Raw genomic sequence first — 18,932 nt, forward strand, 5'->3', positions numbered from 1 at the left:
CGGCGAGGCCGCCCTCCACGCGCGTGTGCAGGGCGGGAGCGGCTCAGTCGCGCTCGCACACGAAGATCGCCGTCCCGGGGATCAGATGCCCCCGAAGGGGCGACCAGCCGCCCCACTCCGAGGTGTTCCACTCGGGCCACTCCGGCTCCACCAGGTCGACCAGCCGGAACCCGGACGTCACGACGTCCCGCACGCGGTCACCGAGCGTCCTGTGGTGCTCGACGTACACCGCGCGGCCCTCGTCGTCCTGCTCGACGTACGGCGTACGGTCGAAGTACGAGGCCGACACCGACAACCCCTCGGGTCCCGGCTCGTCCGGGAACGCCCAGCGCAGCGGGTGCGTGACGGAGAAGACGAAGCGCCCCCCGGGCCGCAGTACCCGGTGCACCTCCCGCAGCACCAGCCGCGGGTCGGCGACGAACGGCAGTGCCCCGTAGGCGGAGCACGCCAGGTCGAAGGAACCGTCCGCGAAGGGCAGCACGGCCGCGTCGGCACAGACCAAGGGGAAGGAGGAACCGATGCGCAGCGCGTGCTGGAGCTGGCGGTGCGAGAGGTCCAGGGCCACCGGGCGGGCGCCCTGGGCGGTCAGCCAGCGTGAGCACTGGGCGGCGCCGGCGCCGATCTCCAGGACGTCCTTGCCCTTCAGGTCCTCCGGCGGGCCGAGCAGCTCGGCCTCCACCTCGTCCAGACCCTCGGGACACCACACGAAGCGGTCGTCGCCGAGGAAGGTGCCGTGCTCGTTCTGGTACTCGTCCGCGTTCCGGTCCCACCAGCCGCGGTTGGCGCGGGAGCTCTCGGTGACACCGGCGGCACGCCGGGTGGCCTCGGGTTCGGCTCCCTCGGCTGCGGACGTTGCGGGCTCTTGGATGACCTGCTCCCTCGTACTGGTCTGCGGGCTCTTCCACGCTGCCCGTCCCGCGTGTCGCGCAGGGACGTCCGGGCGTCCGCGCGGCCTCGCGAGACGGCTTTCGTGCCGGGTATGCGAGGATCCGCCCCGGGTGTGCGGCTTCGCGCATTGACCATGCCCGGCCGCCCCCGTATGCTACAAGTTGCGCTGCGGGCCTGCGCACCTCAGACGTAGCAGGTCGCGCTCGCATCTGTTGTATGTCCCCTCGGTTCTCGAGGCGTCACCAGCGGTTTTCGGTGACGTTTCCTTGGCTGTCCGGCTTCTGCAGAGCGAAACGGGCTCCCGGCGTAAGCAGTACCTACGACTTCAATGTCCGTACCGGAGCCCTTTCCCACATGACGAGCAGCACCGAGACCACCGCCACCACCCCGCAGGTAGCGGTCAACGACATCGGTAACGAGGAAGCCTTCCTCGCCGCGATCGACGAGACGATCAAGTACTTCAACGACGGCGACATCGTCGACGGCGTCATCGTGAAGGTCGACCGGGACGAGGTCCTGCTCGACATCGGTTACAAGACCGAAGGTGTCATCCCGAGCCGCGAGCTCTCGATCAAGCACGACGTCGACCCCAACGAGGTCGTCGCCGTGGGTGACGAGATCGAGGCCCTGGTCCTCCAGAAGGAGGACAAGGAAGGCCGCCTGATCCTCTCGAAGAAGCGTGCCCAGTACGAGCGCGCCTGGGGCACCATCGAGAAGATCAAGGAAGAGGACGGCATCGTTACCGGTACCGTCATCGAGGTCGTCAAGGGTGGTCTCATCCTCGACATCGGCCTCCGCGGCTTCCTCCCGGCCTCCCTGGTCGAGATGCGCCGTGTCCGCGACCTCCAGCCCTACGTGGGCAAGGAGCTCGAGGCGAAGATCATCGAGCTGGACAAGAACCGCAACAACGTGGTCCTGTCCCGCCGTGCCTGGCTGGAGCAGACCCAGTCCGAGGTCCGCCAGACCTTCCTCACCACCCTCCAGAAGGGTCAGGTGCGGTCCGGCGTCGTCTCCTCGATCGTCAACTTCGGTGCCTTCGTGGACCTGGGTGGCGTCGACGGTCTGGTCCACGTCTCCGAGCTGTCCTGGAAGCACATCGACCACCCGTCCGAGGTCGTCGAGGTCGGCCAGGAGGTCACCGTCGAGGTCCTCGACGTCGACATGGACCGCGAGCGCGTCTCCCTGTCGCTGAAGGCGACCCAGGAAGACCCGTGGCAGCAGTTCGCCCGCACCCACCAGATCGGCCAGGTCGTGCCCGGCAAGGTCACGAAGCTGGTGCCGTTCGGTGCGTTCGTCCGCGTGGACGAGGGCATCGAGGGTCTGGTCCACATCTCCGAGCTGGCCGAGCGCCACGTGGAGATCCCGGAGCAGGTCGTCCAGGTCAACGACGAGATCTTCGTCAAGGTCATCGACATCGACCTCGAGCGCCGTCGCATCAGCCTCTCGCTGAAGCAGGCCAACGAGGCCTTCGGTGCCGACCCGTCGGCGGTCGAGTTCGACCCGACCCTGTACGGCATGGCCGCGTCCTACGACGACCAGGGCAACTACATCTACCCCGAGGGCTTCGACCCCGAGACCAACGACTGGCTCGAGGGCTACGAGACGCAGCGCGAGGCCTGGGAGACCCAGTACGCCGAGGCGCAGCAGCGCTTCGAGCAGCACCAGGCGCAGGTCATCAAGTCCCGCGAGGCGGACGAGAAGGCCGCTGCCGAGGGTGGCGACACCGCGGGTGCGGCTCCGGCCGCGTCCGGTGGCGGTTCGTACTCCTCCGAGGGTGGCGACCAGTCGGGCGCCCTGGCGTCGGACGAGGCGCTGGCCGCCCTGCGCGAGAAGCTGGCCGGCGGCCAGAGCTGAACGCGCACTGAGCAGTAGCTCCTCACCGAGCGACAGCTCGTGAGACCGAGGGCCCGTACTCCTTCCCGGGGTGCGGGCCCTCGGCGCTTTCCCAGCCGCCCGGGAAAGCCTGATCGGGCGCGCGGACGGGAATGCCCGGGCCGGGACCCGCGTTGTCCACCAAGGAACACGAGGAGGGGAGCGGTCACTGTGCTTGATCCGCAGGGCTTGTACGCATGGGAGCCGAAGGGACTGGCCGTCGTCGACGTGGCACTGGCCCAGGAGTCGGCCGGACTGGTCATGCTGTACCACTTCGACGGCTACATCGACGCCGGTGAGACCGGCGACCAGATCGTCGACCGGATGCTCGACTCGCTGCCCCACCAGGTCGTCGCCCGCTTCGACCACGACCGGCTCGTGGACTACCGGGCGCGTCGGCCACTGCTGACCTTCAAGCGCGACACCTGGGCGGACTACGAGGAACCGACCATCGAGGTGCGGCTCGTCCAGGACGCCACCGGGGCGCCCTTCCTGCTGCTGTCGGGTCCCGAGCCGGACGTCGAGTGGGAGCGCTTCGCCGCGGCCGTGCGGCAGATCGTGGAACGGCTGGGCGTCCGCCTGGCGGTGAGCTTCCACGGCATTCCCATGGGTGTCCCGCACACCCGCCCCGTCGGCATCACCCCGCACGGCACCCGCACCGACCTCGTGCCGGGCCACCGCAGCCCCTTCGAGGAGGCGCAGGTCCCCGGCAGCGCCGAGGCGCTCGTGGAGTACCGGCTCATGCAGGCCGGTCACGAGGTGCTGGGCGTCGCCGCGCACGTACCGCACTACATCGCGCGCTCCCCGTACCCGGACGCCGCGCTGACCGTCCTGGAGGCGATCACCGCCGCGACCGGCCTCGTCCTGCCGGGCATCGCGCACTCCCTGCGCACGGAAGCCCACCGCACGCAGACGGAGATCGACCGGCAGATCCAGGAGGGCGACGAGGAACTCACCGCCCTCGTCCAGGGCCTGGAGCACCAGTACGACGCCGCCGCCGGCGCCGAGACCCGCGGCAACATGCTCGCCGAGCCCGTCGAGATCCCCTCCGCCGACGAGATCGGCCGCGAGTTCGAACGGTTCCTCGCCGAGCGGGAGGGCGAAGGCTGATCCGGTAGCCTGGCGGGCGATCGCGGCCCCACCTGTCCTCGCGTGGCGGGGATGACCCGGTGGGCCCGACCGGGGGTGTCGGAGTCGGTGAGTTGCTCCTCTCCCCGCACCTGCGGGGATTGGCGGGGATTGGTGAGGTGGAGGCGCGGTCATGCTGTCCGTGGGCCTGACCGGCGGGATCGGAGCCGGCAAGAGCGAGGTGTCGCGCCTGCTCGTCGAGCTGGGCGCCGTACTGATCGACGCGGACCGGATCGCGCGTGAGGTCGTCGAGCCCGGAACCCCGGGGCTCGCCGCGGTCGTCCAGGCGTTCGGCGAGGAGATCCTCACCGAGGACGGCAGCCTGGACCGGCCGAAACTCGGTTCGATCGTCTTCTCCGACCCGGAGCAGCGCGCCGCGCTGAACGCGATCGTGCACCCCTTGGTCGGTGCCCGGTCCCGTGCACTCGAAGAGGCCGCCGCCGAGGACGCCGTCGTGGTCCACGACGTCCCGTTGCTCACCGAGAACGGTCTGGCACCGCTGTACGACGTCGTGATCGTCGTGGACGCCGCCCCCGCCACCCAGCTCGACCGGCTGGTACGGCTGCGCGGGATGACCGAGCAGGACGCACGCGCGCGCATGGCCGCCCAGGCGACGCGCGAGCAGCGCCGGGAGATCGCGGACGTGGTCATCGACAACGACGTACCGCTGGACGAGTTGCGGCGCCGGGTCGAGGAGGTGTGGGCCGAGCTGACCCGCAGAGCGCACGCGCCGCGCTGAGCGCGCCCGTCGCGCCGTGCGCCCCGGCCGGCCCAGGAATAGCGGCCCCCGGGCGGGCGTTGATCCCTTTCAATGAGGGAAGGACTCTGCCGTGCCCGACACCAGCGGTTCGACCGGACGTACTCCGGAGACGGATGTCATCGACTTCCGTGCCGCCGAGCAACTGCTCGCGGCGCGGGATCCGCGGGGCGCGGTGAAGCTCCTCGACGGCGTCATAGCCGCGCACCCGGAGAACACCGCCGCGCGACTGCTGCGCGCCCGTGCCTTCTTCGCGGCGGCTCAGCTACGACCGGCGGAGCTGGAGTTCACCATCGTCCTGGAGCGCGAGCCGGACAACGCGTTCGCGCACTTCGCACTCGCGCGTACGTATGAGCGCCGCGGGTGCACCGACCAGGCCCGGCGTCATTTCCGACTGGCGGCGGCTCTGGACCCGAACCCGGAGTACCTGCAGCAGGCGCGGTTCGACTCCTGATCGCCGCGGCGGGAGCCGACGCTGGGCAGGCGCGCGGCCCGGGGTTCACGCCGTCGGCGGCCGGTACGGCGGGATGCTCCGGCCGGGCTGGTAGTGCGGGCCCTGGCGGAGGCGCCGGAGGACCACGGCCAGATCGACCGTGGCGACGAGCCACAGCACTGCGCACGCGGCCGCCCAGCCGGGCCGCCCGGTGAGCGCGAAGGCCGCCGTCCCGAAGATCGCCCAGACCAGCCCCCACAGGCTCAGCCAGAAACGCGCCCGCAGGGCACTGCGCGCGGTGGCCGGTTCACTGCCCGTACGCATCGGATCACCACTCCTGTGGAAAACGTACTCCGCCGTACAGCGAGGGGGAAACGAGCCGTGCCACCGGCCGGTTGGTCACTCGGACGGGTGAACCAGAGCCTGATGGGAACGGGCGTGCGGGGGCGGCCCGTTGGACGGGCATGGAGCTGAAAATGCGAGAGGGACACCGGGGGACGGGACCCGGAGCCATCACCCCGGACGGCTGCGCGGTCGAGCTCTACTCGCGGCTGCCCGCCGGAGCCGAGCCGGACATCGTCGCCGCTGCCGCGCCCGAGGGCGCGCGCATCCTGGAGCTGGGCAGTGGCGTGGGGCGCATGACGCACCCGCTGCTGGAGCGAGGATTCACCGTCACCGCGGTGGACGAGTCCGCCGAGATGCTGGAGCACGTGCGCGGGGCACGGACGATACGCAGCCCGATCGAGGACCTCGACCTGGGCGAGAGGTACGACGTGGTGGTGCTGGCGTCCTTCCTCGTGCACACCGGGGACGTCGAGGTGAGACGGGGGCTGCTGAACACCTGCGCCCGGCACGTCGCGGCGGACGGCTGTGTACTGATCCAGCGGGAGGGCGAGGACTACCACACGAACGTGCCGCGTGAGCGGGTCGACGCCAGCGGCTTCACCGTGCGGATCGTGTCGGTGGAGCCCCTCGGGGACGGCGTCAACTCGGTACGCGCGGAATACGAGTTCCCGGACGCCGTCTGGACACAGACCTTCCGGGCCCGGCCGCTGACCAAGGAGCAGTTCGAGGGGGCACTCGCGGAAGCGGGGCTGCGGGTCGACCGGTATCTGACCGACGACGGGACGTGGGTGAGAGCGATACCGGTGGCCTAGAGGGCCTGGCCGGGCGTTCTCCGGCGGCTCCGGAGGGTCCCGCGAGGAGCTGCTCCGGGCCGACGGACGACCCACCCTCCCAGACAGCGACAGCGACACGGACCCATCAGCAGCGCGCTCAGCGCTGTCGCCGCCCGTCATGAGGGTGCCGCTCCTGCTCATCGCCTTGGGCCCGCCGGGGCACAACGCGAGGAACCGCTCCGACGGGTCCGAGCCCGGCCCGCCCGGCCAGGTGGAGCGGTCTCTGGTGTCAGGGTCTGGTCTCGGCGTCCTGCCGGGAACGGCTCAGACCCTCCAGTCCGCGCAGGCGTTCCAGCTCGCGGCGGTCGCGCTTGGTCGGGCGCCCGGCGCCGCGGTCGCGGATGCCGGCCGGGGCGACGGCCTCGCGAGGCGGGGGCGGCGGGGAGTTGTCGAGGTAGCACTGGGCGGCGATCGGGGCACCGACGCGCTTGCGGATCAGGCGTTTCACGACGACGACCCGTTCCCTGCCCTCGTGCCGGAGGCGTACCTCGTCGCCGACGCGCAGGGAGTACGCGGGCTTCACGCGCTCGCCGTTCACCCGCACATGGCCGCCTCGGCAGGCGGCCGCGCCGAGGGAGCGGGTCTTGATGAGGCGGACGGCCCAGATCCAGCTGTCGACACGGACGCTCTCACCGCTTTGGGGCCCGGCCGCGTCGGCGGCGGCGATCGCGGCGGCGGTCCTCGGGTCCGGGGCCTGGGAGTCGGCAGCGGCGCCGTCCGGTGAGGCGGCCACCACGCCGTTTCTGCCCTCGTCATGCTCGGAAGCCATGGTTCGACCTTAACCGCCCGGCCCGCGGAGAGGAGCCGCAATGTCCGCAGGCCCGTCCCGGAGAGGAGGGAGGCCAGGAGCCTGGCCGGAGGGTTCGGCGGCCGCGCGTTCCCTTCCCGCGTCCTCTGCCCCCGTTCCCTGGCGCACCCGGGGTCGTCCTACGGTGGAGGCATGGACACCGGCGGCCTCTCCGTACTCGACGAGCGCATCGCGGGATGCCGGGCCTGTCCTCGGCTGGTCGACTGGCGGGAGGAGGTGGCCCGGACGAAACGGGCGGCGTTCGCCGACTGGACGTACTGGGGCCGGCCGGTGCCGGGCTTCGGACCGCCGGACGCACGTCTGCTGATCGTCGGGCTCGCCCCCGCGGCCCACGGCGGCAACCGCACCGGCCGGATGTTCACCGGTGACCGCTCCGGAGACGTGCTGTACCAGGCGCTGTACGACGTGGGCCTCGCGTCGCAGCCCACCGCGGTCTCCGCCGACGACGGCCTGGAGCTGTACGGCGTGCGCGTCACCTCGCCGGTGCACTGCGCCCCGCCCGCCAACAAGCCCACCCCCGCCGAGCGCGACACCTGCCGGCCCTGGCTGGTCCAGGAGCTGGGCCTGCTGCGGCCGACGCTCCGCGCCGTGATCGTTCTGGGGGGCTTCGGCTGGCAGGCCGCGCTGCCCGCGTTCGCCGCGGCGGGCTGGACCGTGCCCCGGCCCCGGCCCGCCTTCGCGCACGGCGGGCGCGTCACGCTGGAGGCTCCCGACCAGTCCGGTCTGCATCTCTTCGGCTGCTTCCACGTCAGCCAGCGCAACACGTTCACCGGCCGGCTCACTCCCGAGATGCTCCGGGACGTGCTGCGCACGGCGGCGGAGACGGCGGGGCTGACCGTCCGGTAAAAGGGAGGAGCGCACCGAGCCGATGGGACTACGGTGTCCCGATGGGCCTGTATCCGGAGATCGAACCGTACGACCACGGCATGCTCGACGTCGGTGACGGCAACCGCGTCTACTGGGAGACCTGCGGAAACCCGCACGGCAAGCCGGCGCTGGTGCTGCACGGTGGGCCGGGCTCCCGGGTGAGCCCGAACCACAGGCGGTACTTCGACCCGGCCGCGTACCGGATCGTGCTGCTCGACCAGCGCGGCGCCGGCCGGTCGCTGCCCCGCGCGAGCGACCACGACACCGACATGAGCGTCAACACGACCGGTCACCTCATGGCGGACCTGGAGCGGCTGCGCGCCCACCTCGGCATCGAGCGGTGGCTGGTGTGGGGCGTGTCGTGGGGTTCGGTCCTGGGCCTGCGGTACGCGCAGACCCACCCCGGGGTGGTGTCCGAGCTGGTGCTGACCGGGGTCGCGACCGGCTCCGACGCCGAGGTCGCCCTCATGACCCGCGGGCTGGGAAAGATCTTCCCCGAGGCCTTCGAGCGGTTCCTGGCCGAGCTGCCCCCGGACGAACGCGACGGCAATCCGGCCGCCGGGTACAACCGGCTGCTGGAGTCGCCGGACGCGAAAGTCAGGGAGCGGGCCGCGCGCGCCTGGACCGACTGGGAGACGGCGATGATCCCCGCGCCGCCGGGCTCGGTCGCGCGGTTCGAGGACCCGGAGTTCCGCATGGGGTTCGCGCGCACCGTCACGCACTACTGGGGCAACGGCCACTTCCTCGGCGACGGCAACGACGAGGGCGTGGTCCTCAGGGACGCGCACCTGCTCAAGGGCATCCCCGGCACCCTGGTGCAGGGCAGCCTCGACTTCGGCAACCTCCTCGGCATCGTCTGGCGGCTCCACCAGGCCTGGCCCGGCAGCGAGCTGGTGGTCGTGGACGAGGCCGGGCACGACGCCGGAGCGGCCGGGGACGACGCACTGGTGGCGGCGACGGACAGGTACGCGCGCGCCGACGCCTGATCGCCGTGCGGGGCAGGGGCTCGCTTCACGCCCGAGCCCCTGCCCCGCGGCCGAACCCGCGCCTCGTGCCCTACGGCCGCCACACGTACCGCACGTCCGGCTCCCGCTCCTCGTTCCGGGCGCCGTCCGTCCACTCCACGGCCGTGAAGCCGTGCCGCTCGTAGAAGCGGCGCGCGGGCGCGTTGACCTGGAAGGTCCACAGCGAGAGCCCGTCGGCGCGGTGCTCCTTGGCCAGTGCGACGAACCGGTCACCGATCCCGCGCCCACGCCATCCGGGGGCGAGGTACAGCTGGGACAGCTCCTCGCCCTCCAGCACCATGACGCCGACGACCTCGCCACCCGCCGTCTCCGCCACCCACGTCTCCCGCAGGGGCACGACCACCTGGCGGAAATGGTCCCGCACCGCGTCGTCGGCGTGGGGCCTGACGACCGTGGGCAGCGCGGCGGCGAAGGAACGCAGCCAGACGTCGGCCGCCGCCCGGGCGTCCGCGGCCGTCGCGCGCCGCAGCAGAACCGATGCGGTGTCCGGCCCGCTCACGCACCCGCCTCCGGCGCCCCGTCGGCGGGCGCCCCGTCCGGCACGACAGCCGTCGCCGTGATCTCCACCAGCTGCCCCGGATACCCGAGGCAGCTCACGCCGAGCAGCGTCGAGGAATGCGGGCCGGTACTGAGCCCGGACGCCTCGACGACGTCCCAGACGGCGGACAGCGTGGCGGTCTCGGCGCTCACGACGTACACATCGGTCGACAGGACGTCCCCCAGCCCGCTGCCGACGGCGCGCAACTGCTCGGTGAGGTTCGCGATCACCTGCTCGGCCTGACGGACCGGATCACCCTCACCGACCAGCTTTCCCTCCGAGTCGAGCGGGACGGACCCGGCCAGGAAGGCGAGCCTGGTACCGGCCTCGACGACGGAGGCGTGGGAGTAGACGGGCGGCGGGAACAGACCGGGTACGGTGACGCGCTGGATCACGTGGACTCCTGGTGCGAGAACGGACAACCTGCCGATCGTCCGTTCTCCGGTCTGCCCCCGCATCCGAATTTCCCTCGCGGCCCGCGGACCGGCCGCCTAGGCTTCCGGCAACCGTCCGCCACCCCTACCCGTCAGGAGACCGAAGCAGTGCCCTCGCTCACGGACCAGGCCTTCCTCGACACGACCGCCGACCGGCTCGCCGCCCTGCCCACCGTCCGGGCGGTCACCCTGGGCGGCTCCCGGGCCCAGGGCACCCACGGGCCGGACAGCGACTGGGACCTGGCGATCTACTACCGGGGCGCCTTCGACCCGGCCGGCCTGCGGTCCCTCGGCTGGCCGGGGGAGGTCTCCGAGCTCGGCGAGTGGGGCGGCGGTGTCTTCAACGGGGGCGCCTGGCTGACGATCGACGAGCGCCGGGTCGACGTGCACTACCGCGATCTGGACGTGGTCGAGCACGAGGTGGCGGAGGCGGAGGCGGGCCGCTTCGACGTGGAGCCGCTGATGTTCCACCTGGCGGGCATCCCGACGTACCTGGTGGTCGCGGAGCTCGCGATCAACGAGGTGCTGCGCGGCGAACTGCCCCGCCCCGCCTACCCGGAGGCCCTGCGCCGCACCGCCCCCGAGCGCTGGTACGGCGCGGCCACCGCCACCCTCGCCTACGCGAAGGCCGGTCACGCCCCCAAGGGCGCCGTCACCCAGGTCGCGGGCGCGATCGCCCTCGCCACGACGCAGACGGCGCACGCGGTACTGGCCGCACGGGGGGAGTGGGTCACCAACGAGAAGGGCATCGTCGAACGGGCCGGGCTCGCCGGGCTGGACGGGCTGCTGGCACGCCTGACGCCCGTGCCCGAGGACCTGGCGCGGTCGGTCACGGACGCCGAGGCGCTCCTGGGCGCGGCGGTCGACGTGGTCAGGGGAGGCTAGGAACCCCCCGAGGGGTGGGCAAGGATCGATTGCGTTCATAAAGAACGCGCCGTTCCGGGCGGACGTCACATCCCCGAAACACGCCCGTCCCCTCTCCGTCCAGGCCACGCGTTACCGTGGAGACTCGCCGCACGCCACCACGCAGCGGACCCACGCAGAGCACCACGCCAAGACACAACGACACCACGCATCCGCCACAGCCCGGCCACCGTCGCCCGAAGGCTCACCCCCGCCCTCGACGAGACGACAGGAGCCCGCGCCCCGTGTCCCGCGCCAGCCGTCACACCGTCCGCCCCGTCGCCCTCACGCTTCCGCCCTGGCTCGCCCACGCCCTGCGGGCCCAGCGCGGGCCCGTGCCCTGGGCCGCGGTCACACGGGGTGCGCTGGCCGGTGGGCCGCTGCTGCTCGCCGCCGTGCTCGCCGGCCGGGCCTCCCTCGGGGTCGTCGCCGCGATCGCCGCCATGCTGGCCGGGATCAACGACAGGCCGGGCAGCCGCCGCACCTCCGTGCGGCGGATCGGCGCGCCCGCACTCGCCGGAGCGGTCGGGCTGCTCGTAGGGACGTACGCCGGCCAGCACCTCGCGGCCGTGCCGCTGACCCTGCTGCTGGCCGGGCTCGGGCTGGTCGCCGGAGGCGTCAGCGCCGTCGGGGCCGTGGCGTCCGGGGCCGGCACGCAGCTGCTGGTCACCGGCGCCGTCGGCGCCGGAATGCCGTTGCCCGACCCCGGATGGCAGAGCGTGCTGGCCTTCCTCGCCGGCGCCGGGTGGCTGCTCGCGCTGCGGCTGGTCCTGCCCACCCCCGCCTCCCTCGCCGGCGACTCGCGCCTCGACTTCCGCTTCGACGGGGAACGGGCCGCGGTCGCCGACGTCTACGACGCCGTCGCCGCGCTCCTGGACGCGGTCGGTACGGAGCACGCCGTAGCCCGCCGGGCCGCGCTCACCGCCGCCCTCGACCACGCGCAGGACGCGCTCGCCGGACCGCGGCTGCGGCGCCACGCCCCGTCCGCGGCCGAACGGCGGCTGCACGCCCAGTACGCCGCCGCGCTGCCCCTCGGCGAGGCCGCGACCGCGCTCGCCTGGGCGGAGCAGACCGTGCCCGCGCGCGCCGCCGAGGGGCCCCGGCGCCTCGCCGCGGCCGTCCGCGGCAACACCCACACCGGCCCGCTGCCCGCGCCCAGCCGCACCGACCCCGCCCTGCGCGCCCTGGACGACGCCCTCCTGCACGCCGCCGAGGCCTTCGACCGGGGCAGGGGACGGGACCTGCACACCCGCAGGCGCTCGCCCGGCTCCCTGGCGCGCACCGTCCTCGGCGCCGGCGGACGGGAGTACGGGCTGCGTGTCGGCCTGTGCTTCGGGGCCAGTGTCGCCGTCGCCCAGGTGCTGCACCACGGGCACTGGTACGGATCGCACCAGCACTGGTACTGGCTGCCCGCCACCGCCGTCTTCCTCGTCAAGCCCGACCTCGGCCCGCTCGTGTCCCGGGTGCTGTGCCGGGCGGCCGGAACCGTCCTCGGGGCGCTTGTCTTCGCCGGCCTCGCCGCCGTGCTGCCCCGGCCGGAGGGGCTCGTCGCGCTCGTCGCCGTCTGCGGCGCCCTGGTGCCCGTCGCCGCGCGGCACTTCGCCGCCCAGACCGCTGTCGTCACCGTCCTCGTCCTCGCCCTGGTCATGGTCGGCGGCGAACCGCCGGCCTCCGTCAGCCGCATCGGGGAGACGCTGCTGGCCTGCGCGATCGTCCTGGTCGTGGGGCATCTTCCGGTGCCGGGGCAGCGCGGCGGCGGGGTCCGTGCCCGGATCGGGGCCGCGGACGCCGCCGCGCACGCCTACCTCACCCACGTACTGAGCGAGTCCGGCGACCGGGCCACCCGGTGGAGGCTGCGCCGCGAGGCCTACCGCACGCTCGCCGAGGCCCGCGCCGCCATCGCGCTCGCCGCCGCCGAGCTGCCGGCCCTCGCCCGGCACTCCGCGGGCGCGGACGAGTTCGCAGCCGTTCTCGAACGGCTCGTCGACACCACCACCGCGTGCGCCGTGCACCTCGACGACACCGGCCGGCTCACGCCCCGCCACACCGAACGCCTCGCCGGACTGCGGGACGAACTCGGCGAGCGGCGCGGGCGCGTCGGGGCGCGCCGGTCCCGGCTGCCGCTTGCCGGGTGAGCGTCCCACCGGAGGCGACCGACCCGGCCGTGGGCGCCGTACGTTGGCGTGATGACGCCCACTTCCCGTGAGAACCCCGCCGACCTCGTCATCACCGGCTGCACCGTCCTCCTGCACGACGACCGGGAACGGATCGGTTTCGAGGAGGACGCGGCCGTCGTCGTACGGGACGGAGTCGTCGACTCCGTGACGACAGCCGCGGCCGTCGACGGCCTCTCCGCCGCCCAGCGCATCGACGCCCGTGGTCAGCTCGCCCTCCCCGGGCTGATCAACTGCCATACCCACGCGCCGATGGCCGCCCTGCGGGGCATCGCCGAGGACCTGCCCACCGAGGAGTGGTTCAACGACGTCGTCTGGCCCGTCGAGTCCAACCTCACCGAACGCGACGTGGAACTGGGCGCCCGGCTCGCCTGCGCCGAGATGATCCGCGCGGGCGTGACCTGTTTCGCGGACCACTACTTCGCCATGGACGCCGCCGCCGCCGTCGTCGCCGAATGCGGGATGCGCGCGCTGCTGGGGCAGGCGTACTTCTCCTCGCAGGGCCCCGAGGCACGGGAGAGGTCACTGGAGTTCGCGTTGCGGCACCGGGACTCCGCCGACGGCCGCATCACCACCGCCCTCGCCCCGCACGCCCCCTACACCGTGACCGAGGCCGACCTCACCGCGACCGCCTCACTCGCCCACTCCCACGACCTGCCCGTGCACCTCCACGCCGCGGAGAACCGCGACCAGACCGACACCAGCCTGGCCCGGCACGGGGTCACCCCGATCGAGGTCCTGGAGCGCACCGGCATCCTCGACACGGACCTGCTCATCGCGCACGGCACCGGCATCGTCGAACGCGACCTGCCGCTCCTCGCGCGCGCGGGCGGCCGTACGGCGGTGGCGACCGCACCCCGCGGCTATCTCAAGTTCGCCTGGCCCACGACCACACCGGTACGCGCCCTGCGTGACATCGGCGTCCCCGTGGGGCTCGCCACGGACGGTGCCGCCTCCAACAACTCCCTCGACGTGTGGGAGTCGATGGCGCTCACCTCCCTGGTCCAGAAGTCCACCGAGGGCGATCCCCGCTGGCTGACCTCCCGCCAGGCACTCCACCACGCGACGCTGCAGAGCGCCCGCGCGGTCGGGCTCGGCGACACCGTCGGCCGCATCGCGCCGGGGCGGCGGGCCGACCTCGTCCTCGTCGACCTCACCGGCCCGCACACCCAGCCCGTGCACGATCTCGCCGCCACCCTCGTGCACAGCGCGCGCTCCGCCGACGTGCGCACGACCATCGTCGACGGGCGGGTCCTCATGCGGGACCGCGAGCTGCTGACCCTCGACGTTCCCACGGTGGTACGGGAACTGGCGGAGCGGCTGCCGGCCCTGACCGACCGTGCCCACGGGCGCCGCGTCCAGGAGTACGACACCTGAACACCGAGGTCAGCGGCTTCCCGACGCCTGCCGGAAAAGAATCTTGGCGAACCGCGATGAGTTCCGCTCCTCCCGCCGGTCACCACCCCCGTCGGACCGTTGCCCGGTGCACAGGAGGAGCTGGAGCCCATGTCGCTTCCCGAGATCGTCTCGCGCGCGGACTGGCGCGCGGCGCGCGAGGCCTTACTGGCCAAGGAGAAGGCGGCCACCCGCGCGCGTGACGCGCTCAACGCCGAGCGGCGTGGGCTGCCCATGGTGGAGGTCGACAGGGAGTACGTGTTCGAGGGCGGAGACGGCAAGGCCACGTTGCTCGATCTCTTCGAGGGACGCGACCAGCTGGTCGTCTACCACTTCATGTTCGCGCCCGAGTGGGAGGCAGGCTGCCGCAGCTGCTCGGCGTTCCTGGACCAGATCGGGCACCTCGCGCACCTGAGGGCCCGCGGTACGTCGTTCGCGGTCGTGTCCCGGGCGCCGTATCCGAGGATCCTGCCGTTCAAGGCGCGGATGGGCTGGACCCTGCCCTGGTACTCGTCGTACGTCAGCGACTTCAACGCCGACTTCGAGGTGACCCTCGAACACGAGGGCGAGCTTGTCGAGCGCCCGGGGCTGAGCTGCTTCCTGCGGGACCGCGACCGGGTCTTCCACACCTACTCGACGTACGAGCGCGGCCTCGACGGACTCGGCTCGACCACCAGCCTGCTCGACCTGACCGCGCTCGGCCGACGGGAGCCGTGGGAGAAGCCCGAGGGGCGCGCGTCGGCTCTCGGAGCACCTGCGGGAAGCGAGGGGATCCGGTACCACGACGAGTACGAGGTCTGACACGCACCGTGGCGGAAGAGGCCGGACGGCTGAGACGCCGCTCACACTTTGTGGTGAACGGGTGTCAACTATGTCTCAGTACCACCACCGCGCGAGGCGTTCGCTCCATGGTTGGCGTTCAACTCTACGAGTACAGCGCTACATGGAGGTGCAGGGTGAACGGGCGAACGGTGCTCGAGCGCTTTCCCGCCGGCGGGCCGCGCGGGTCCTGGCCCGCGGAGGAGTTCGCGCACGCGCGGCGTCTGGAGGGCCTGCCCGCCGAGGTCGTCATGGACCTCGCCACGGACATGTTCCTGGTCATCGTGCGCGGCGACGCCGCCGCCGGTGACGTGGCGGCCTGAGGCGGCGGCGCCTACGCGCTCACCGGCCGCGACCAGGGCGGGGTCGTGTCCGTCAGCCGGCACAGCGCCAGGTAGAGCGGGATGGGCGGGGTGTAGGGAACCGTGCCGTCCGGGCGGTGGATGAGGCAGGGAAGGCCGGGGGCGTCGGGGACCACCGCCCCGGTGGCGTAGCGCGCGGGCGCGGGCCACTCCAGGGCGTAGTCGGAGTCGGACGGAACGATCCACCACCAGTGCGCGTCGTCGGCGTAGACGCACCCCACGCGCGGCAGCCGGGGCATCACCAGGGGCCCGAAGCGGGCGGGCGCCGCCACCGCGTCACAGCCCAGAGGGACCGTCATGCCCTCCGGAACGGGCAGCCGCCGGGGTGCCCCGGGAGCGCGCAGCCCGCGCTGGAGGCGGACCAGCGTGTCGAGGCCGAGCGATCGGTTGCCGGACGCGGTCCTCACAGCCACGCGCTCCCCGTCCCGCGGCGTGCCTGCGGGAGGCGTCCCTCCGCCTCGCCGTCCTGGTCCCTGCCGCCGGCGGGGCCGGGCTTCGGGCGGGCGCCCCAGCCCAGGTCGTCGCGGGGCTCGGACGGATCGCCCGGGCCGTCGGCCCGGCGTGGGAGTTCGGCCCAGACCAGCAGTCCGGGCCCGTGCTCGTGGGCGCCCCAGGCGTCGCACAGGGCGTCGACCAGGAGCAGTCCTCTGCCGTGCTCGTCCTCGGGTTGCTGATCGGCCGTGGGGTGGGGCTGGCCGGGGGCGCAGCCCTCGTCGCGTACGGCTATGCGGACCACGTCGTCGCCGTCGTGCAGCTCGCACACGATGTGGGTGCTGGCGGTGTGCACGATCGCGTTGGTCACCAGCTCGGAGACGACCAGCGCGGCGGTGTCGCAGGTGTCCTCGCACACCGACCAGCCGTTCAGCCGGGCGCGTGTCAGGCGTCTGGCCTGCGCGGGAGAGCCCGGGTGTGCGGCCAGTTCGAAACGGAACCGGCGCTCGGCGGCGGCCCCCGCGAGGCCGGCTCCCATGGCGCCGACGAGGCCCAGGGAGCCCGCGGCGGCGTCTGTTCCTAAGGGCGCGGACGGAATCACGCTTGCCACTATCGCCCCGCCGCGAACACTTGGCAAGGGTCACTCTGAAAAATGCAGAGTGCGCTGTGACGGTCTGGGCGGCCGTGGCACACTGCTCGCAACAGCACGTCGAGCGGCGCCACTTCGGGTCACCGAAGGCCCTTCCCAGGCTTTCGAACGGATCTTCGAATGGCGCCGCCGGGCTGTCCGCACGAAGACACAAGGACCCTTCGGGACTCTTCAGGAGGTGGGCGGGTGAGCGAGCCGCGGTCAGCGCCGACGGTCGGCCAGGTCGTCCTCGGCCGGCGCCTGCTGGATCTGAGGGAACGAGCCGGTCTCAAGCGCGAGGAAGCCGCACGCATCCTGCGCGTGGCCCCCGCCACGGTCCGCCGGATGGAGATGGCCGAGGTCGCCCTCAAGATCCCGTACCTCCAGCTCCTGCTGAAGGCCTACGGCGTCGGCGACGAGGAGGCCGAGGCCTTCGTCCGGCTGGCCGAGGACGCCAACAAGCCGGGATGGTGGCAGCGCTTCCACGACATCCTGCCGGGCTGGTTCTCCATGTACGTCAGCCTGGAGGGCGCGGCCGCCCTGATCCGCTCCTACGAGCCCCACTTCGTCCCCGGAGTGCTGCAGACCGAGGAGTACGCCCGCGGGGTGCTGCGCTCGGGCGCCATCGGGCAGACCCGGCCCGACGACATCGAGCGCCACGTCGCCCTGCGCATGCAACGCCAGGAGCTGCTCACCCGCGAGGACGCGCCCAGGCTGTGGGTCGTGATGGAGGAGACCGCGCTGCGCCGCCCCGTCGGAGGCCCGGAGGTGATGCGCGCCCAGATCGACAGACTGCTCGAGGCCACGGAGCTGCCCAACGTGACACTGCAGGTCGCCCCGTTCTCCAACGGGCCGCACCCGGGTACGTACGGGCCCTTCGTGCTGTTCCGATTCGCCATGCCGGAGCTTCCGGACATGGTCTACAGCGAGTACCTGACCGGAGCCGTCTACCTCGACGCCCGCGCCGAGGTGGCGACCCATCTCGAGGTCATGGACCGCATGGCGGCGCAGGCCGCCACGGCACATCGCACGAAGGAGATCCTCCGGGATCTCCGCAAGGAGTTGTGAATGAATCGCATCAAGCCCCAGCGCTCGCCGCGGACCCGCGGGGAGCGGATCTACAACGGCATGCCCGCCCGTGAGCTGGGCAGCGAGGGCTGGCACAAGCCGTGGAGCGGCGGCAACGGGGGCAACTGCCTGGAGGCGATGAAGCTCGCCGACGGCAGGATCGCGGTGCGGCAGTCCACCGACCCCGACGGGCCCGCGCTGATCTACACCTCCGCCGAGATGACGGCCTTCATCGAGGGAGCGAAGGCGGGAGAGGCGGACTTCCTGCTGTCCTGAAGCACGTGACCTGTTGATTGTTGTTTCTAAGCTGTTTGGCACTGAGATGATCACCCACCGCGACGAGAACTCGACATCTGGGAGCGCGTCATGACCGGGCAGGACCGCACGGAGATCGACACGAGCAAGCCGCACCCCGCGCGGATGTACGACTGGTATCTCGGCGGAAAGGACAACTACCCGGTCGACGAGGCGATGGGCCGGCAGATGCTCACCCTCGACCCGAGGGTGCCGGTGATGGCGCGGGTCAACCGCGCCTTCATGCAGCGGGCCACCCGATGGCTGGCGGGTCACGGCATACGGCAGTTCCTGGACGTCGGCACCGGCATCCCGACCGAGCCCAACCTCCACCAGGTCGCCCAGGAGGTGGCGCCCGACGCCCGCGTCGTCTACTGCGACAACGACCCCATCGTGCTCGCCCACGCGGCGGCCCTGCTGCGCGGCACGCCCGAGGGGGCGACCGAGTACCTCCAGGCCGACGTGCGGGATCCTGACACCGTCCTGGACGGCGCCAGGAAGGTCCTGGACTTCGACCTGCCCGTCGCGCTGTCCCTGGTCGCGCTGCTGCACTTCGTCTCCGACGAGGACGGTGCGCACGACCTGGTCCGTCGGCTGCTGTCCGCCCTGCCCTCCGGCAGCCACCTCGTGATGACCCACGCGACGGCCGACTTCACCCCCGACGAGTCGCGGGCGGCCACCGAGAAGCTCAGGGCCGCCGGTGTGACCCTGGCCCTGCGCTCACGCGAGGAGTTCGCCCGCTTCTTCGAGGGCCTCGAGCTGGTCGAGCCCGGCGTCGCGGTGCCCCACCTGTGGCACCCGGAGCTGGGCGAGCCGGTCGCCGGGCAGGAGGACGGGGTCATCCCCGGGTACGGGGCGGTGGCCCGCAAGCCCTGATCCGCGGGCCGGTGGCGGAAGAGCACGCGGGACGGGCGGGAACGGGCGGCCGC

At 72.5% G+C, this 18,932-nt stretch carries 22 protein-coding genes; 15 read left to right on the forward strand and 7 right to left on the reverse strand.

Annotated elements, in window-relative coordinates; translation table 11 throughout:
* Positions 1-43: 43 nt before the first annotated feature.
* Complete coding sequence (locus KUM32_RS04735) at positions 44-868, reverse strand: class I SAM-dependent methyltransferase (RefSeq protein WP_217140542.1); 825 nt, start codon at positions 866-868, stop codon at positions 44-46.
* Between the two features lie 374 nt (positions 869-1,242).
* Here KUM32_RS04735 and rpsA point away from each other — a divergent pair, with 374 nt between their 5' ends.
* From rpsA to KUM32_RS04755, 4 genes are all read left to right on the forward strand, one after another.
* Complete coding sequence (rpsA, locus tag KUM32_RS04740; protein WP_100044691.1) at positions 1,243-2,742, forward strand: 30S ribosomal protein S1; 1,500 nt, start codon at positions 1,243-1,245, stop codon at positions 2,740-2,742.
* 189 nt (positions 2,743-2,931) lie between these two features.
* A complete protein-coding gene (locus KUM32_RS04745) occupies positions 2,932-3,870 on the forward strand; it encodes a PAC2 family protein (protein ID WP_217140507.1) in 939 nt (312 codons plus the stop codon).
* A gap of 151 nt (positions 3,871-4,021) precedes the next feature.
* The gene (coaE, locus tag KUM32_RS04750; RefSeq protein WP_217140508.1) at positions 4,022-4,627 is read left to right on the forward strand and encodes a dephospho-CoA kinase; all 606 of its coding nucleotides are present in this window, start codon (positions 4,022-4,024) and stop codon (positions 4,625-4,627) included.
* Between the two features lie 91 nt (positions 4,628-4,718).
* The gene (locus tag KUM32_RS04755) at positions 4,719-5,099 is read left to right on the forward strand and encodes a tetratricopeptide repeat protein (protein WP_217140509.1); all 381 of its coding nucleotides are present in this window, start codon (positions 4,719-4,721) and stop codon (positions 5,097-5,099) included.
* A 45-nt stretch (positions 5,100-5,144) separates the two neighbouring features.
* On the opposite strand, the gene KUM32_RS04760 is transcribed toward KUM32_RS04755, so the two are convergent.
* Positions 5,145-5,402 (reverse strand): DUF6343 family protein, encoded by a 258-nt coding sequence (locus KUM32_RS04760; RefSeq protein WP_217140510.1) that lies wholly within the window; start codon positions 5,400-5,402, stop codon positions 5,145-5,147.
* A 152-nt stretch (positions 5,403-5,554) separates the two neighbouring features.
* On the opposite strand from KUM32_RS04760, the gene KUM32_RS04765 reads away from it, so the two are divergent.
* Positions 5,555-6,235, forward strand: a complete 681-nt coding sequence (locus tag KUM32_RS04765; RefSeq protein WP_217140511.1) for a bifunctional 2-polyprenyl-6-hydroxyphenol methylase/3-demethylubiquinol 3-O-methyltransferase UbiG — start codon at positions 5,555-5,557, stop codon at positions 6,233-6,235.
* 250 nt (positions 6,236-6,485) lie between these two features.
* Here the strand turns inward: KUM32_RS04765 and KUM32_RS04770 are convergent, their stop codons facing one another.
* A complete protein-coding gene (locus KUM32_RS04770) occupies positions 6,486-7,025 on the reverse strand; it encodes an RNA-binding S4 domain-containing protein (protein ID WP_217140512.1) in 540 nt (179 codons plus the stop codon).
* Positions 7,026-7,196: 171 nt separating this feature from the next.
* Between KUM32_RS04770 and KUM32_RS04775 the strand changes: the two genes are divergently transcribed.
* Complete coding sequence (locus KUM32_RS04775; RefSeq protein ID WP_217140513.1) at positions 7,197-7,910, forward strand: uracil-DNA glycosylase; 714 nt, start codon at positions 7,197-7,199, stop codon at positions 7,908-7,910.
* Positions 7,911-7,951: 41 nt separating this feature from the next.
* Positions 7,952-8,917 carry a prolyl aminopeptidase gene (gene pip / locus KUM32_RS04780; RefSeq protein WP_217140514.1) on the forward strand — a complete coding sequence of 322 codons (966 nt, stop codon included), beginning with the start codon at positions 7,952-7,954 and terminating at the stop codon, positions 8,915-8,917.
* Positions 8,918-8,987: 70 nt separating this feature from the next.
* Here pip and KUM32_RS04785 read toward each other — a convergent pair whose 3' ends face one another.
* A complete protein-coding gene (locus KUM32_RS04785) occupies positions 8,988-9,455 on the reverse strand; it encodes a GNAT family N-acetyltransferase (protein WP_308408591.1) in 468 nt (155 codons plus the stop codon).
* Positions 9,452-9,889 carry a RidA family protein gene (locus KUM32_RS04790; protein ID WP_217140515.1) on the reverse strand — a complete coding sequence of 146 codons (438 nt, stop codon included), beginning with the start codon at positions 9,887-9,889 and terminating at the stop codon, positions 9,452-9,454. Before KUM32_RS04790 ends, KUM32_RS04785 begins: the two co-directional genes overlap by 4 nt.
* A gap of 147 nt (positions 9,890-10,036) precedes the next feature.
* On the opposite strand from KUM32_RS04790, the gene KUM32_RS04795 reads away from it, so the two are divergent.
* From KUM32_RS04795 to KUM32_RS04815, 5 genes are all read left to right on the forward strand, one after another.
* Positions 10,037-10,813, forward strand: coding sequence for a nucleotidyltransferase domain-containing protein (locus KUM32_RS04795; protein ID WP_217140516.1), 777 nt, complete (start codon positions 10,037-10,039; stop codon positions 10,811-10,813).
* A gap of 263 nt (positions 10,814-11,076) precedes the next feature.
* The gene (locus KUM32_RS04800; protein ID WP_217140517.1) at positions 11,077-12,966 is read left to right on the forward strand and encodes an FUSC family protein; all 1,890 of its coding nucleotides are present in this window, start codon (positions 11,077-11,079) and stop codon (positions 12,964-12,966) included.
* A gap of 51 nt (positions 12,967-13,017) precedes the next feature.
* A complete protein-coding gene (locus tag KUM32_RS04805; RefSeq protein WP_217140518.1) occupies positions 13,018-14,382 on the forward strand; it encodes an amidohydrolase in 1,365 nt (454 codons plus the stop codon).
* A gap of 129 nt (positions 14,383-14,511) precedes the next feature.
* Positions 14,512-15,201 carry a DUF899 domain-containing protein gene (locus tag KUM32_RS04810; protein ID WP_217140519.1) on the forward strand — a complete coding sequence of 230 codons (690 nt, stop codon included), beginning with the start codon at positions 14,512-14,514 and terminating at the stop codon, positions 15,199-15,201.
* A 155-nt stretch (positions 15,202-15,356) separates the two neighbouring features.
* On the forward strand, positions 15,357-15,542 hold the full coding sequence (locus KUM32_RS04815; protein ID WP_217140520.1) for a hypothetical protein: 186 nt from the start codon (positions 15,357-15,359) through the stop codon (positions 15,540-15,542).
* 11 nt (positions 15,543-15,553) lie between these two features.
* On the opposite strand, the gene KUM32_RS04820 is transcribed toward KUM32_RS04815, so the two are convergent.
* Together KUM32_RS04820 and KUM32_RS04825 are read right to left on the reverse strand one after the other, a co-directional pair.
* Entirely contained in the window at positions 15,554-15,994 is a 441-nt protein-coding gene (locus tag KUM32_RS04820) for a hypothetical protein (protein WP_217140521.1), read from the reverse strand.
* Positions 15,985-16,623, reverse strand: a complete 639-nt coding sequence (locus KUM32_RS04825; RefSeq protein ID WP_217140522.1) for an ATP-binding protein — start codon at positions 16,621-16,623, stop codon at positions 15,985-15,987. Before KUM32_RS04825 ends, KUM32_RS04820 begins: the two co-directional genes overlap by 10 nt.
* 225 nt (positions 16,624-16,848) lie before the next feature.
* Here KUM32_RS04825 and KUM32_RS04830 point away from each other — a divergent pair, with 225 nt between their 5' ends.
* From KUM32_RS04830 to KUM32_RS04840, 3 genes are all read left to right on the forward strand, one after another.
* Positions 16,849-17,709, forward strand: coding sequence for a helix-turn-helix transcriptional regulator (locus KUM32_RS04830; RefSeq protein ID WP_217140523.1), 861 nt, complete (start codon positions 16,849-16,851; stop codon positions 17,707-17,709).
* Positions 17,710-17,985 (forward strand): DUF397 domain-containing protein, encoded by a 276-nt coding sequence (locus tag KUM32_RS04835; RefSeq protein WP_217140524.1) that lies wholly within the window; start codon positions 17,710-17,712, stop codon positions 17,983-17,985.
* A 90-nt stretch (positions 17,986-18,075) separates the two neighbouring features.
* Entirely contained in the window at positions 18,076-18,879 is an 804-nt protein-coding gene (locus KUM32_RS04840) for an SAM-dependent methyltransferase (RefSeq protein ID WP_217140525.1), read from the forward strand.
* Positions 18,880-18,932 lie beyond the last annotated feature (53 nt).

The sequence above is a fragment of the Streptomyces sp. AC627_RSS907 genome, assembly GCF_019049165.1.